11 protein-coding genes are annotated in these 16,842 nt (G+C 39.3%); 7 read left to right on the forward strand and 4 right to left on the reverse strand.

Going from position 1 to position 16,842, the window contains the following annotated elements; genetic code table 11:
* The 6 genes from ABXH34_RS11850 to ABXH34_RS11875 form a co-directional block, all read left to right on the forward strand.
* Nucleotides 1-270: ethylbenzene dehydrogenase-related protein (locus ABXH34_RS11850; RefSeq protein ID WP_353572098.1), on the forward strand; the 270-nt coding region annotated here is incomplete at its 5' end.
* A gap of 149 nt (nucleotides 271-419) precedes the next feature.
* Nucleotides 420-2,099 (forward strand): ferric reductase family protein, encoded by a 1,680-nt coding sequence (locus ABXH34_RS11855; protein ID WP_353572099.1) that lies wholly within the window; start codon nucleotides 420-422, stop codon nucleotides 2,097-2,099.
* 135 nt (nucleotides 2,100-2,234) lie between these two features.
* Nucleotides 2,235-4,703, forward strand: coding sequence for a two-partner secretion domain-containing protein (locus ABXH34_RS11860; RefSeq protein WP_353572100.1), 2,469 nt, complete (start codon nucleotides 2,235-2,237; stop codon nucleotides 4,701-4,703).
* 70 nt (nucleotides 4,704-4,773) lie between these two features.
* Complete coding sequence (locus ABXH34_RS11865) at nucleotides 4,774-7,110, forward strand: two-partner secretion domain-containing protein (protein WP_353572101.1); 2,337 nt, start codon at nucleotides 4,774-4,776, stop codon at nucleotides 7,108-7,110.
* Between the two features lie 169 nt (nucleotides 7,111-7,279).
* Nucleotides 7,280-9,379 (forward strand): two-partner secretion domain-containing protein, encoded by a 2,100-nt coding sequence (locus ABXH34_RS11870; protein WP_353572102.1) that lies wholly within the window; start codon nucleotides 7,280-7,282, stop codon nucleotides 9,377-9,379.
* A 280-nt stretch (nucleotides 9,380-9,659) separates the two neighbouring features.
* Nucleotides 9,660-10,280: a DUF1287 domain-containing protein gene (locus ABXH34_RS11875; RefSeq protein ID WP_353572103.1), complete on the forward strand. Its 621-nt coding sequence runs from the start codon at nucleotides 9,660-9,662 to the stop codon at nucleotides 10,278-10,280.
* Nucleotides 10,281-10,743: 463 nt separating this feature from the next.
* Here the strand turns inward: ABXH34_RS11875 and ABXH34_RS11880 are convergent, their stop codons facing one another.
* The 4 genes from ABXH34_RS11880 to murC form a co-directional block, all read right to left on the reverse strand.
* Complete coding sequence (locus ABXH34_RS11880) at nucleotides 10,744-12,465, reverse strand: peptidoglycan D,D-transpeptidase FtsI family protein (protein WP_353572104.1); 1,722 nt, start codon at nucleotides 12,463-12,465, stop codon at nucleotides 10,744-10,746.
* The gene (gene ftsL / locus ABXH34_RS11885; RefSeq protein WP_353572105.1) at nucleotides 12,462-12,728 is read right to left on the reverse strand and encodes a cell division protein FtsL; all 267 of its coding nucleotides are present in this window, start codon (nucleotides 12,726-12,728) and stop codon (nucleotides 12,462-12,464) included. The genes ABXH34_RS11880 and ftsL overlap by 4 nt, the downstream gene beginning before the upstream one ends.
* A 337-nt stretch (nucleotides 12,729-13,065) precedes the next feature.
* Nucleotides 13,066-14,124 carry a ricin-type beta-trefoil lectin domain protein gene (locus ABXH34_RS11890; protein ID WP_353572106.1) on the reverse strand — a complete coding sequence of 353 codons (1,059 nt, stop codon included), beginning with the start codon at nucleotides 14,122-14,124 and terminating at the stop codon, nucleotides 13,066-13,068.
* A 192-nt stretch (nucleotides 14,125-14,316) separates the two neighbouring features.
* On the reverse strand, nucleotides 14,317-15,732 hold the full coding sequence (murC, locus tag ABXH34_RS11895) for a UDP-N-acetylmuramate--L-alanine ligase (protein ID WP_353572107.1): 1,416 nt from the start codon (nucleotides 15,730-15,732) through the stop codon (nucleotides 14,317-14,319).
* A 168-nt stretch (nucleotides 15,733-15,900) separates the two neighbouring features.
* Between murC and nth the strand changes: the two genes are divergently transcribed.
* Entirely contained in the window at nucleotides 15,901-16,536 is a 636-nt protein-coding gene (gene nth, locus ABXH34_RS11900; RefSeq protein WP_353572108.1) for an endonuclease III, read from the forward strand.
* The last annotated feature ends 306 nt before the right edge of the window (nucleotides 16,537-16,842 follow it).

A 16,842-nucleotide genomic window follows, 5' to 3' on the forward strand; every position in this document is an offset into this window, starting at 1 on the left:
TTCAAAACAGGAGATGAAATCGGAGGCGTTGTTGTTGCACCATTAACTGGCTCGCGTGGTGATATTAGTGCAAAAGGGATATGGAAAGACGGCTTTTGGACTTTAGAAATCAAACGTAAATTGGTGACCCATGAACCTGAAAGTATAGTACAAGACATTCAATTTAATAATTTAAGTCAATCTTATTACTTCGGCGTTACTATGTTTGATAACAGTCAAATCAATCATTTATATCACAAGAAATCCATTATTTTAAAGTTTAAGCAATAAAGTATAGTTTGCCATGTCGGATTACATTCTGCTAATCCGACCTGTGATTACTATTGCCTTAAAGTTCAAATAATAAAGTGTCGTGAACTTTTTTTAGATCACAGTCCGCTCACTCTTCCTACGACGATTATTGTTTTAAGAGTCTCTCCATGAAAAATAATGCTGAAGCTATTCTTAATCCACCTATACGTCAGCTGTGGCGTTTTCAACTGCGCCAAATTGGGGTTAGTTTATGGTGTTATCTTGCAGCCTATCGTTATTTTTTTAGCTATCTTCCAGCATTTCTGATATTCACTGTCATTGTATGCACACAGTTTTATACAGGCTGGGTATACAATTCCAACGATACCACCAACACTGCTTTACAAATCGCCCGAGCTACTTCGTGGGCAATGCTGCCTCTACTGACTCTATTGTGGTTACCCATATTGCGTAATGGCTTAGCAATCAGCCATGCCTTTATTGGTCGTTGGTTGCCTCTCAGCAGCTTAAAAAATATACATAAAACATTGGGTTGGATGTTGTTGGTTTTAGCCGTTGTACATAGCAGTCATTATTTATTTTATTACAACAGTCTGCAAACCCCTTTAACCGAAGCCATACTTGGTACACAAGCAGATTTAGTGCGGGCTATGCAAACCAGTATGTATGAATTTGTCAGTGAAGACGAAGACATTGATATGGTTGCTGAATGGATTCACCAAGGTGCACCACAAGATGTATTTCAACAACGTATCCGCCCAGTATTAAAAGCAGACTGCACTAAATGTCACAGTGAAACTTCGACCATGACCTATGCTAAACCCAGTATGCCTTTATCGGAATATAATGAGGTGCTTAGTTGGACACCTTCGGGCATAGCATCCAAACAATTCCGTGTTAATGTTTCAGGCTTATTGATGTTCGCAGCATTGCTGGTATTGGGTATATCTGCTTTACCATGGGTGCGTCAACGGGTCTATCATTGGTTCCAAACCCTGCATTATTTAGGATTTATGATAGCAGGATTAGCATTGCTACATATTCCTGATGTCCAGTGGTTAGTTGCACCCGTTGCAATCTTATTCATTGACCGCGTGAGTGAGTGGTTATGGCGTTATTATCCACAACGTCCCGCACGACTCTCTCGTATTAGCAAGACTGTAGTGAAACTTGACATCGCGATGCCAGATAAGATGAATTTTATTGCAGGTTACTATGTGCGTATTCGGATTCCACAGATTCATCCACGTGAATGGCACAGCTTTTCACCCACAGGTTTTCAAGTAGAACAAGGCCATTTAATACTATTAATTCAATGCCAAGGTGATTGGACACAGCAATTACTTGCTTTATGTGATAACAACGCAGAAACATTACTCACGGCTGATGTACAAGGTGGTTTTCCAAGTCCCAGTACTCAAGCCCAGCATAGTCAAGATTGGTTACTGATTGCTGGCGGTGTTGGTATTACCCCATTCCTTAGTCTGTTACAGGCAGTGCAAAACGGTAAACAAACACCCCGTTCAATTACGGTGCTATGGGTAGTACGTGATGCAGGTTTAGTCCGTTGGTTACAACCATGGATCACTGCGTGGGCAGCACGGTATGATATGCAATGGCTCTTGCATATTACTGGAAAGGAAAATATTCTGGAATTCAATGATATTGCTCAAACTACTAACGTGCATCTGCATTACGGTCGTCCCGATTGGACACGTATTTTAGACAATCTTGCTATCCACAGTACAGCACCGACTTGTTTTGCTTGTGGTTCGGTAGCACTGGTTAAACAGGCTAGTCGTTCATGTCAGCAGCAGGGTTGGTTGATGTGGGCAGAGTCATTTTAAAATAGTATTAGCAAAGTTTAACAATTGCCAATATTTTTATTTTCCTCGTTATTTTAAAGTCTTAATTTTGCTTTCTCCTCATATAATTGTAAAATGTATCAAGCATAACTTTATGATTTAAAACGGGGAAGGGAAATGCGGGTAACAACGCTATGGCTGTTTGTGTGCGTGACCAATATCGCACAAGCAGACATCTCAATGAACAATAATCAGTTATCAAGTAATGATAGCTTGTACGACATTTCGCAAGATTTGGGGCAAACGGTTGGCAATAATTTATTTCACAGTTTTGATCGGTTCAATTTAAATGTAGGTGAAATCGCTCAATTCTCTGGTTCGGCACAGATTCAAAATGTCATTTCACGTGTGGTTGGTAATGAACCCAGCTTGATAAATGGCACGATTCGCTCTTTGATGCCGAATGCTGATTTTTACTTTTTAAATCCTAATGGCATCGTGTTTGGTGAATTTGCACAATTGCAAGTCCCGAATAGCTTTCATGCGTCGACTGCTGACTATATAAAACTATCGGATGGGGGTGAATTTCATGCCCGCTTTCCTGAACAGGATATTTTAACTACCGCGCCGATTGCAGCTTTTGGCTTTTTGGATAATACAGTAGCCGATATTCAAATCAGCCACGCACAACTTGCTCTCGCACCTGAGAAAACACTTTCATTTATCGGCGGTAATATCAATATAAATGCGAGTGAGCTAATAGCGTCAAGTGGGCAACTTAATCTAGTTGCTATAGCACAGCAGGGTGAATTATCCATAACTGATTTTGAGACAAGTGAATTTCATCAACAAGCAACTATATCCATTTCTGAACAATCGAAATTAAACGTGAGTGGTTTGCATTCTGGCAATGTGCTGATTCGAGGTGAACGCTTAATAAGCCAAAACTCAATCATTCAAGCGGATGCTTATGGTTTTCAACAAGGTGGTGGAATTGATATTAAGCTCACTCAATCTGCTTTATTTCAGGGAGATAATATTGCTATTTCAATGAATAATTTTGGGCAAGGTAGCGCAGGTTATTTAAATATTGATGTACCGAATGTAGATATTGTTGGCAGTATTGTGAGTGCAGGTAATTTTGGTGCAGGTCAAGCGGGCAATATCAGTATTAAAGCGCAACACATTATGCTGCAAGCAGGCGCATCGATAAGGAGTGACACTTATGCTACACAACAAGGTGGAAAAATTGATATTTCAGCATCGGATAGCCTTACGTTAGAAGGACATCGTAGCGGTAATATCGCTTTATTTGGCGATTTAATATTAGAAGATTATCCCAGCGAAATAACCACCAACACTTATGGTAGTGGGCAAGCAGGTATTATTGATATTAAAACCAATCAACTGCTGTTAAATGGTGGATTTATTGCCTGTACCACATTCGGCTCAGCTCCAGCAGGTCATTTATTTATTCAAGCAAATCAAGCTGTTCTTCAGAATGGTGCAAGCATTTCTAGCTCATCCATTGTTCAAGGTTTAGGGGGCGATATTGACATGACAATAGCAGATTCCTTATCTGTGGTGGGTCAACGTTTCGGGTCATTTCGTATTCGTTTTGGAGAGCAGTTATTTGAATATATCAATAATCAATCGGTTATTGCCGCTGCCGCATTAGGAATCGGTGACGGTGGACACATTTCTATTACAGCACCCCATATTTTTATTGATGGCGGGGGAATGATTGCCACATCAACCACTGATACAGGTCATGCAGGTGATATTGATATTACAGTCGATCATTTACAGTTAACCCGTGGTGGTCAAATTAATAACAGCAGTGGCGGGCGTATAGGCACAGAGCTTATTATTGGTACAGGTTTTGGCGGTTTAACAAAAATCACAGCCAACCGCATCACCGCATCAGGTGTTAATTCATACGGTATACCGAGTGGCATTGTGAGCAATACTTTAGGCGTTGGCAATGGTGGTGACATCTTCATTGATACACAATATTTAGATTTAGCACAACAAGGCACAGTTGCGACCAATAGCTTTGCTTCAGGCAATGCTGGCAATATTTATATTGATGCAAGCCAAATTCATTTAGCTCAGCAAGGCAGGATCACATCGGCAGCCACTCAAGCCATTGGCGGTAATATTAATATTGATGTTTCACATTTATTGAATTTACAACAAGGACAAATCACCACAAGTGTTCATGGTGGAGAAGGTAATAGCGGTGATATTATCATTCAGCAACCTCAATTTATCGTGTTAAAACAAGCACAAATTATTGCACAGGCTGACGCAGGTCAAGGCGGGAATATTCGGATTATTGCAGACCAATTTCTTAAAGACCCACTCAGTTTAATTTCAGCTTCTTCACGTTTAGGTATTGATGGCAATATTGAAATCACATCTCCTGCTGAAACCATTAGCAGTGGATTACTAATGTTAAATAAAAAATTTGCAGAACAAACTAAAATCAAAGAAATATGCAAAACAACAGTTGCAGGACAATTACCCACCGAGTTCCAGCCACCGTTAACTTTGAAAGTGAATATGTATCGTTTCCCCAATAATTCTATTGATGATTGGGTTCCCAGCATAGCCCCTAAGTTAAGATTATCTTATTGTAAATAATAAGGTATTTATTTTGCTTCTATTCCATACAAATTGTAGAATTAACTTATAATTTGAATGGGGATAAATTATGCGAGTAACAACGCTATGGCTGTTTGTGTGTGCGACCAATATCGCACAAGCAGACATTTCAATCAATAATCAACAATTATCAACTAACAATGAGCTGTATGACATTTCGCAAGATTTGGGACAAACGGTTGGCAATAATTTATTTCACAGCTTTGATCGTTTTAATTTAAATGCTGGTGAAATCGCTCAATTCTCTGGTTCGGCACAGATTCAAAATGTCATTTCACGTGTGATTGGTAATGAACCCAGCTTGATAAATGGCACGATTCGTTCTTTGATGCCGAATGCTGATTTTTATTTTTTAAATCCTAATGGCATCGTGTTTGGTGAATTTGCACAATTACAAGTTCCAAATAGCTTTCATGCATCGACCGCTGATTATCTGAAATTATCTGATGGTGGTGAATTTCATGCGCGTTTTCCTGAACGAGATATTTTAAGCATCGCACCCGTCAGTCACTTTGGTTTTTTAGGTGGTACACCTTCTGCAATTCAATTTATAGATAGCTCTTTAACACTACAATCACAAAAACAATTTTCAATTATAGGTGGTGATATTGTGATTGCAGGAGGACGCTTTGAAGTACCCGATGGTCAAGTTAAAATGCTCAGCCTAGGTGAAGGTGAAATCAATGAAATAGAACTAAATGATCCTGATTGGTCACTCGATTCTTTCAATCGTTTAGGCAATATCACAATATCCGAAAGAGGATTTGCATTGGTTGTGGCTGGTGAGCAAGGTGGACAAATACTAACTAGAAGTCAAAATATGTTATTAACTGGAGAATATGTTGATTTGGTTGCTGATTTTGACAGAACTGATATAGCTGATGAAATTGATCTTCGCGTAACGGGAAAATTGACAATTGCTGATGGCGCGCAAATTCACGCATCAACTAAAACGGATGATGCTGGTGGCACAATTCGGATTGATGCATCACAATTAGAAATGATAGGTGGCGGACAAATTAGTGCAGATGCGATTAGTACAGGCAATGGTGGAAATATTAAGGTGACAGCAGGACAAATTATACTTGATGGGTTGAGTCGTCATTTGCAGACTGTTTTTCGTACTAATATTAAAGCACCTGCAAGTAGTGGTATTTTTACAGTATCTATTGGTCAGGTGGCAGATGCAGGAAGTAGCGGTATGATGAGCATTGATACAGATTACTTACTAATTAAAAATTTGGCACAAATCAATGCAGCAACTATCAATTCTGGTAATGCGGGTGCGATTCATATCAATGCTAAACAGCTTTTTATTGAGAGTGGTGGCGGGATTCTTTCTTCTACACTGGGTCAAGGTGATGGCGGCTCAATCAATATCACTTCAGACAATATCATCTTAGCGAATGTTGGCTTAATCAACTCTTCCGCATTTGGTTTAAGTACCAGTCATGCAGGTAGTATCAATATTAACACGGGTAATCTTAATTTATTGGATGGCGGCAATATTAATGTATCCACTTTAGGATTTGGGAACGCGGGGACAATTTCGATTAATGCAGCGCAGTCGATTTATATTTCAGGTCAGAGTGCAGCAGAAATGGACAGCATCTATGATATTTTAAATGCTCAAACTGGAGGCGCACTTTCCCAAGTTGGTTTAAAAAAACAGGATGTAGTTGGCGCGAGTGGTATTTTTGCTGCGGTGGTGAATGCTGGGGCAAAGGCTGCGGGAACGATTGAAATACAAGCTGAACGTATAGAAATGAATCAAGGGGCAACCATTTCAAGTGAAAACCGTGGGCAAGGTGATGCGGGTCAAATTGAGATACAAGCCAATGATATTTATTTAACCCAAAGTACGATTACAACTGAAACCCAATGTGGTGGCGGCGGTAATATTACATTACAAACACATCAATTATTACATTTAAATCGCAGTCAGATTTCAACCAGCGTGGGTACTGGCATTGGTCAAGGCGGTGATATAACCATCACCAATCCCAGTTTTTCTATTTTGAATCAAAGCCAAATAATTGCTCAAGCGGATGCAGGTAATGGTGGCAATATTCGGATTATTGCGGATCAATTTCTCCAATCTCCAAAAAGCTTAGTTTCAGCCTCTTCACGCTTAGGCATTGGTGGCAATATCGAAATTACCCCACCTGATGAAACGGTTAGCAGTGGCTTATTAAGCTTGAATAAAAGCTTTGCTGAACAAGCACAAATCAAAGATGTGTGTAAAGCTGCGATTGCAGGACAACTACCAACAGAATTTCAACAGCCATTAACACTCAAAGTGAATATGTATCGTTTTCAAAATGATTTTGTGGGTAACTGGATTCCTAGTTTTACCCAACATTTAAACTTATCTACTTGTCAATAAAGGCCTTTTTTTGCTTCTATCCCAGATAAATTGTAAAATTAATTTCATAATTTGAATGGGGATAAATTATGCGAGTAGCAATGCTATGTCTGTTTGTGGGTGTGACCAATATCGCACAAGCAGATATTTCAATCAATAATTATCAACTAACAATGGGCTGTACGACATTTTGCAAGATGTAGGGCAAACGGTTGGCAATAATTTATTTCACAGCTTTGATCGTTTTAATTTAAATGCTGGTGAAATTGCTCAATTCTCTGGTTCGGCACAGATTCAAAATGTCATCTCTCGCGTGGTTGGTAATGAACCTAGCTTGATAAATGGCACGATTCGTTCTTTGATGCCAAATGCAGATTTTTACTTTTTAAATCCTAATGGCATTGTGTTTGGCGAATTTGCACAATTACAAGTTCCAAATAGCTTTCATGCGTCAACTGCTGATTATTTAAAACTGTCCGATGGTGGTGAATTTCATGCGCGTTTTCCTGAACGGGATATTTTAACCACTGCACCGATTGCGGCTTTTGGCTTTCTTAGTGAATCCCCCGCAACCATTTCCACTCAAAGCAGTAAATTAGTTATCGCATCAGAAAAAACGCTTTCCTTAATTGGCGGCGATATTCATCTCAACAGCGATATCCCTTTGACGGCAGACAATACCCAATTTATTCCTACTGTTGAAACTCAATCGATTTTAGCCACTGAACACGGGCGGATGAATTTAGCCAGTCTCGCTTCTGCGGGTGAAGTACAGTTGACTGAGAATGATGTGATTGTGCAAGGTATCGGTGGGCATATTCAACTCAATAATACATTGATTGAAATGAGTGGCTATAGCGGTGGGGCGGTTTTTATCCGAGCAGCGAATTTTACAATGGATAACAGCATTGTGCGCTCTAACACGTTTGGTGATGTTGATGGCAAGAGTATTTCGCTTAAATTGACCGAAGCTGTTTATTTGAGTGGTCTAAACAATGAGATTTCTGTAGCAACGTTCAGTCAGAAAAATTCGGGCGGTATTTCAATTGAAACCCCTTATTTGGAAATGACTGGGGCATTAATGAATACGTCATCTGGACTCAATGGAAAGGCCAGTGATATTGAAATTAATGCAAATAATATCCTTATGCAATATAGTGCTTTTATTTCCAGTGGTAGTATCAATTCTGGTCAAAGTGGCAATATCAGGCTTAATGTTAAAGATACACTGTCCATAAAGCACTTTGCTCCAGGTTATCGCTTCAGTCATGGCATTAACTTGAAAAATCATCCTAGCACTGTTTTTAGTATTTCATCGGGTATAGGTGATGGAGGGGACATCTTTATCAATACCCAAAATCTTGATTTAACCCATGGCTTTGTCTCTACAGATAATTTTGGTATGGGTCAAAGCGGCAATATTACTATTAATACACAACATGCTAATTTAATTGATGGTGGGCTGATTTCAACTTCAACATTTACAACAGGGCAAGCAGGCTATATTAATCTTAATGTCGCTGAGAAGCTTTATATTGCAGGTGAAATTACACTTTCCCAATCAGCAGCAAATGTTACATGGGAGAAATCTCCCAGTATTATTAGAAGTTTTACTACAGGTGAAGCCTCTGGCGGTATACTTAATATTCAAGCTAATCAAATTGTTATGGATGATAAAGGCATTATTAGTGCAGAGGCTTTAAATACAGGTAGTGCAGGCGATATTTTCATTGATACAAATCAACTTTATATTTCAGATAATGCACAGATTACGACTTCAGCAAACTATGCACTAGGCGGTGGCATTCATCTAAATATTAACAAGATGTTGTATTTAAATAAGAGTGTTATTACAACTAGTGTTTATGGCGGTGCTGGAGATGGTGGCAACATTGATATTGTTGAACCACGATTTACCGTACTTAATCAGGGTCAAATTGTTGCTCAAGCCAATGCAGGTCATGGCGGTAACATTCGGATTGTCGCAGACCAATTTTTAAAATCACCTAGCAGTTTAGTCTCTGCCTCTTCGCGTTTAGGCATTGATGGCAATATCGAAATCACTTCACCCGATGAAACCGTCAGCAGTGGCTTATTGAGCTTGAATAAAAGCTTTGCTGAACAAGCACAAATCAAAGATGTGTGTAAAGCTGCGATTGCAGGACAACTACCAACAGAATTCCAACCACCGCTAACGCTTAAAGTGAATATGTATCGTTTCCAAAATGACTTTGTGGGTGATTGGATTCCCAGCTTGGCAGCACCCAATTTAAGGTTATCTGCTTGTTAATAAAGCTCTTTTTTTGCTTCTATCTCAGATAAGTTGTAGAATTAATTTCATAATTTGAATGGAGATAAATGATGCGAGTAGCAACACTATATTTGTGTGTGTGACCAATATCGCACAAGCAGACATTTCAGTGAATAATAATCAGTTATCAAGTAACAATAGGTTGTACGACATTTTGCAAAATTTAGGGCAAACGGTTGGTAATAATCTTTTTCATACATTTGGTACGTTCAATTTAGATCAATAGGAACGAGATATTGGCATAAATAAAGGTGAAGTTATGACACATTGTCTTCGTTACAGACTTTTTTTGTTATTGGCTTGGTGTTGTGTGGCTTGCCAAGCTGAGCTGCCTACTGCAAAGGTAGTCAACCCACAAATTCGTCAATTATTGCAAGGTGCTGAAGCACAAATTGGCAAAACGCTATCTTACGACCCAAATTATCGCAAACTGGATTATCCAGGCGGTGATGTACCTTTAGAAACAGGGGTTTGTACTGATGTTGTGATTCGTGCGTTTCGGGCGGTGGATTTAGATTTACAAGTATTGGTACACAAAGATATGCGTAAAGCTTTTTCCAAATATCCGAATCATTGGGGCTTGAAAACGACTGACCATAATATCGACCACCGTCGTGTTTACAATTTACAAACGTTCTTTAAACGCCAAGGGGCGGCTTTACCGATTAGCCAAAATCCTAACGATTACTTACCAGGTGACTTGGTTACATGGATGGTGTCACCAGAGAATTTGCCGCATATTGGTATTGTGGCATGGCAAAAAACCCGTGATAGCAAACGTTGGTTAATCATTCACAACATTGGTCGTGGGGCGCAGAAGGGAGATATTTTGTTTAAATATAAGATAACAGGGCATTATCGTTATTTCGTAGCCAAATAACCATTTTATACTTTTGCCTCGTTCCCACAAGCGTTGTGGGAATGCCTTCACAATATGCCACGTTGAGTATATTCATGACGCACCGCGTCTGGATTGCATTCCTACGCGGCGTGTAGGAATGAGATAAATATAGAAGGCACAGTTACCAGTCTTGCAATTGGTAAACAACTCACTGAAACTGTGATGATTATACCACCTACTATTGCAACAACTACAGGCTCGAACCCAACTGAAACAAGCATAAACGAGACAACTCAAACTATTATTGGTGAATCTAATGTCCCAGTATGTTCAACTGAAAAAATCACTGGGGATTGCAATGCAAAGGCAATGGAGCAGAGCTGGCTGAAAACATTATCATTCCTGAAGGCATAAGTGTTTCTAAAACGCTCATCTTTAGAATGGTGGGTATTATGGTTGATTTAATAGAATTAGAAAATCAGAGCAGCATCTAACTAAACCATCACATTTCTGGCGCAATATTAAGCAAACGCAAGACAGGTTTCATGACTTTTGCAAAAATAGGGGCTGCCACATCACCACCATAATAATCACCTGTTTTAGGATTATCGATCAATATTGCCATAACCAACTCTGGCTTTTCGGCAGGTACTAATCCCACAAAAACCGCAAAATAAGCATTATCCTCATAGCCGCCATTTTTAGCAGGCTTCCGTACTGTGCCTGTTTTGCCTGCAATCCGAAATCCTGCAATTTGGGCTTTTTTACCTGTTCCCTCATTTACAACAGCTTCTAACATTTTGACAACTTGTATTGCGGTTTGAGATTTCATGATTGGCACAGTGCGCTTTGCTTGATTCTCTAGCACAAAATTGATCGATGGCAAACGCCCCTGATTTCCCAATGCGGCATAAGCCCGAGCCAATTGCAATAAAGTCACATTCATGCTATAACCAAATGATAATGTGGCATGTTCCACTTTTTGCCAATAGCGAAAATGAGCTAACTTACCTTTTACTTCTCCAGGAAATCCACTTTCAGATAATGCGCCAAAGCCTAAATCAGAAAAGAATTGCCACATCATTTTTTTCGGTAATGATAAAGCGATTGTACTTGCACCGACATTACTGGATTTTTTAAGAATCATGGCCAGATCAATATTGCCATAATTGCGTGTATCTCGAACTTTATACTCGCCAAATTGAATCACACCGGGGCTGGTTTGCACCAAAGTTGTTGGCATATATTGACCACTTTCCAGAGCCATTGCGATGGTGAACGGTTTAATCGTTGAACCCGCTTCAAACACATCAGTAACCGCACGATTACGATATAAGCCCCCATCACGATTAGCCCAATCATTGGGGTTGTGCCCCGGTTGATTGACCATTGCCAACACTTCACCTGTTTGCACATTTAAAATCACCGCAGAAGCAGAATCAGCTTGATGTTGTTGAGCGGCGGCTTTTAATTCACGATAAGCTACATATTGTAAACGTCGATCTAATGTTAACTGAATATCTTGACCCGCAGACGGGAGTGACAGACTGCGAATATCTGCGACAATTTGCCCATCTTTACCTTGCAACACTTGCTTTGAGCCTGAAATGCCTGTGAGTTCAGCTTCTAACGCGAGTTCTAAACCTTCTTGTCCTTTATCTTCCACATCAGTAAAACCCAATACATGAGCGGTTGTTTCACCAGATGGATAATAACGTCGATATTCTCGCTGGGTAAATACACCTTTTAGCTTGAGGGATAAAATCTGCTGGGCTTGTTGTGGTGCAATGTGACGTTTGATGTAAACAAAATCGCGCTGCATTCGACCTTTAAGTGAATGAGTGAACTGTTTAAAAGGAATATCAAGCTGTTGTGTCAATTGAGATAATTGTGCGGGCGTATTTTGTAACAGTTGTTTTGGATTGACCCATATCGAATCAACAGGGGTGCTAATTGCCAAAGGTTCGCCATGCCTATCTAATAACATGCCGCGATGGGCTGATAGTGTGATTGTGCGAAGATGACGGGCTTCACCTTGATCTTGCAGAAATTCTTTGTGCATGACCTGTAAATCAATTGCTCGCCAGATCAGTATCGCAATGATAATGATAAAAATCAACAACATCCATTGTCGGCGTGGCCAAAATAATATCAAAGTTTGTGAGTTGGCAATAGATTGAGCTTCTGTTTTGCGTGCTCGCATCGAAGGATTACGTGGACTCATGGTTGAATCATCATCATTTCATGAGCTTGAGGTACGTGCATGCCAAGCTTTTGTTTTGCAAGTTGTTCAATACGAGGTTGCTGAGTTAAAGTGCTGTGTTCTAAACGCAGTTGTCGCCATTGCTCATTTAATTCATCGCGTTGTTGGGATAAATTCTGAATCTGCATAAAGGTTAAATGGTTTTGATGGCGGGTATAAATAAGACCTAAAGCGGAGAGAAATACCGAGATTAATAATAGAAAAATACTGAATTTTAATAACATAGTTTTCTGATAAGTTTGAAAGAATGGCCAGCTTTATTGAATGATGAATGAAGCTAATCGTCAGATTTATCGACACTTTGGAATAGCTCAAAAAAACCTTGCTTGTGCAAAAACCATATCACTCCAATCAGCAGGCCACCATAAATTAAAATGGTAATCAGCATCCAGAACAGCCATATCACACTAGTGGTAATCATATAAATCAAATATAAAGCGATAAGAGACAAAACGCCATAGCTAATATATTGAAAAATTGTAAGATTCATTCTAAACCTTTATCCAAGTATGATTAAGATTGGCAGCGTTGAATATAAATACTGCCAAGCTTTGAACTGATCTAGTTAAATGTCAAAATTTGACATAATTCATTAACTTTGCGACCACCATACGGGCAACGATCTTTAATTTGTTTGTAATAAGCACCTGCCCAACCACGCTCTGTGCGTATCCAATAGGTTGCACCACGTCGAATATCTTCATCTTTGCTAAAGCGATAAATAATGCAATTTCCGCCCGCGTATTTACCACCATAAGGACAATTATTGGCAACTAAAGGATAATATACCCCTGCCCAAGCTGGATTGGTATCAACCCAATAACGCACGTCATTAACTAAGAAAATATCAACGTGTTTTACTTCGGTGTTATCAGCTTCTTGATACTTGCCATCTTTTGAGTATTCGTATTTATTCCAACGTTGGTTTTGTCCGCTACTACATTTCCAAAGTTGTACTTTACCATTGTTTGCACGGCTCTTGAAATCAGAACTATGTACATCTAAGCATAAGCCATTACCACTGACTAAAGTATTACGTTTTAATGTCCATTTTTGATTGACAGAACCATTACAATCCCAAACTTGAATTAAGCCACCATTTTTTTTGCTATCAAAATCAGGGCGATGCACATCTAAGCATTTACCACCACTGTTTGTTAATGCGCCATTTTCAAACCACCAACGTTGATTTTTGCCACCATGACAATCCCATAAATAAACACGTCCCCCATTTTTACGAGCATCAAAATCGGCCCCTAAAATGTCTAAACATTTGCCATTTTCACTACGTATACTGAAGGTTTCATCATCAGCAGTACTGCTAGGGACATTGGGTGCGATGCGTGAATCATTACTGCTAGAATCTTCGACGATAAATGCAGCTCGGCAACCTTTATCGACCCAAACGCCACGATTGTCATAACCCCAAGTATCATTGATGGTGCAGCGTGTAGAACTGAGTTGTTTAAAAATACGCACTTCTTTGCCATTGGTATCAATTGAGCAATGGCGGTATTGGCTGTTACTTGATTCGCAGCTAATTTTCCCCTCGGCAGCATAAGCCATATTGGATAGAAGCCACAGTAATGTGGTCATTAAAAATGTAAACTTCATTGACATCCGATTTTCTCCCTTCTGGTGTAAACTGCACAAAAGCGTTTGATAGATTAGTGAGTGTTGGTTTGCTTATGGTATGTTAACAGTGACCTGATAATCAACTTATTTTCCATTATTCAAAAATTCGATATTTTAAGCTCAGTACAAAACCCAAGAGGAATGCGATAAAAAACTGAGCCATTGGAAAAAGCGTCTTTATTTCTGTATCGCCTGTAATTTATCCGATAAATAGCTTGAAATCGCCCCGATATTACCTGCACCTAAGGTTAATACAATATCGTTGTCTTGCAATTGAGGCAATAATTGTTCAAATAGCTGATTATGCTGCTGAATAAAAATGGGTTGTTTCTGGGAATGATCTGTAATTGCAGCGACAAGTGCCTGACCATCTGCACCTTCAATACGCGCTTCACCTGCGGCATACACATCCAGTAACAACAACACATCAGCCTGACTTAACACCTCTACAAATTCAGTAAATAAATCTCGAGTACGGCTATAACGATGTGGCTGGAATATCACCACTAAACGCCGCTCTGCCCAACCTTGATGAATAGCACTAAATACCGCTTCAATTTCACGTGGATGATGACCATAATCATCTACCAGTAAAATATTTCCTTGAGGCAATACAATATCTTGCATTTGGAAGCGTCGCCCAATACCACTAAATGATTGTAGTGCAGTACAAATTGCATTGTCAGTCACGCCTACTTCATGTGCAATGGCAATGGCGGCCAAAGCATTCAACACATTATGTTGTCCCGGTAAATTTAAGGTAACATCTAAACTGTGAATTTGACCACGTAAAACTCTAAAACGGGTTTGACCTTGTTGTTGCTGAATATCTGTTGCTCGAATATCAGCATCTTCTGAGAAACCATAGGTCAATACAGGCTTAGTAATAACAGGTAAAATTTGCTCACGAATCACGGGATCATCAATACATAAAATCGCTAAGCCATAAAAGGGCAATTGATGTAGAAAATCTTCAAAGGTTTGTACTAATTTGGAAAAATCGTGCTGATAGGTTTCCATGTGATCCGCATCAATATTGGTGACAACCGCCATAATCGGCTTTAAGTAGAGAAAAGAAGCATCACTTTCATCAGCTTCTGCAACCAGATATTGACCAGAACCAAAACTTGCATGAGTCCCTAAACTATTTAATTTACCACCGATCACAAAGGTTGGATCTAAGTTGCCTTGAGCTAAAATACTTGCGGCTAAACTGGTTGTTGTGGTTTTACCATGTGTGCCTGCAATCGCAATGCCTTGGCGAAAACGCATCAACTCGCCTAACATTTCCGCTCGTGGTATGACTGGAATATGTAATTTCCGAGCTTCTTGAACTTCAGGATTGTCTTGTTTAACCGCAGTTGATACCACGATCACATCACAACCATGTATGTTTTCTGCATTGTGCCCAATTTGAACTTTTATTCCCAAATTTGCCAACCTCTGAGTCATTGCACTTTGCTGCAAATCTGAGCCTGACACGGCATAACCAATACTGTGCATGACTTCAGCAATACCGCTCATGCCCGCACCACCAATGCCAATGAAGTGAATCCGCCGACCGCGTTTTGGAAGCTCAGTTTTTTGTTGCATTATTATGTCTCAATTCAATTCTCAATGAACAATTATCAATGAACATTGCGCAATTATCAATTATCTATGAATAATGGCTTATATACCATGTAATGATGTGGATTCGGTTTTGTATTTTTCGAGAAAATGCTAAATTAATAAGCAAACATCTAAACCCATCGTAGTGAAATGAATAAAACCAAGCGACAACAATTTTTTGCCCGTCTCCAAGCTGAAAACCCAGAACCTGCCACGGAACTGAATTATACATCTCACTTTGAATTACTGATTTCTGTGATGCTATCAGCGCAAGCAACGGATAAGAGTGTCAATAAAGCCACCGCTTTGCTATATCCAATTGCCAATACACCACAAGCTATTTTAGATTTGGGTGAAGAAGGCTTGAAACAATATATTAAAACCATTGGCTTATATAATACTAAGGCTCAAAATATGATTAAAACTTGTGGGTTATTACTATCAGAACATGGTGGCGAAGTACCGAATCAGCGTACAGAATTAGAAGCCTTGCCCGGAGTTGGACGTAAAACCGCCAATGTCATTTTAAATACCGCATTTGGTCAAGCAACAATGGCAGTGGATACACATATTTTCCGTCTATCTAATAGAACAGGTCTCGCCAAAGGCAAAACGGTGCGTCAAGTTGAAGACCAATTGATGAAAAACATACCTCAAGAATATTTGCTACATGCACATCACTGGCTTATTTTGCATGGTCGTTATGTCTGTATTGCCCGAAAACCGAAATGTGCGAGCTGTATGCTTGAAGATTTATGTGAATATAAAGACAAAGAAATTGATTAGAAAGGCGCTTGCGGGAGATGTCATGTTTATTGATATTTCCCTTAACTTTATAATGTTGGCCTAATTAATGCTTAAATTTTCGTAAAAATATCCCCTTTTATCCTACTATTATTTTTCTCAGCAAATGCACTTATCGTCCGCATAGGTGTGTAATTGTATTACATGAAAAAATAACTTAATAAAATTAATATATACGAATATAAATGAATTTAAAATGATTATACCTGCCGAATTCCTCATTTTTACGTCCTAAACGCTATTTTTCCTATTTTTATTGTATTAGCATTAAATTCATGAATGGTATGA

Origin of the sequence: Candidatus Albibeggiatoa sp. nov. BB20, assembly GCA_016744725.1 — a bacterium.
Lineage (GTDB): Bacteria > Pseudomonadota > Gammaproteobacteria > Beggiatoales > Beggiatoaceae > Albibeggiatoa.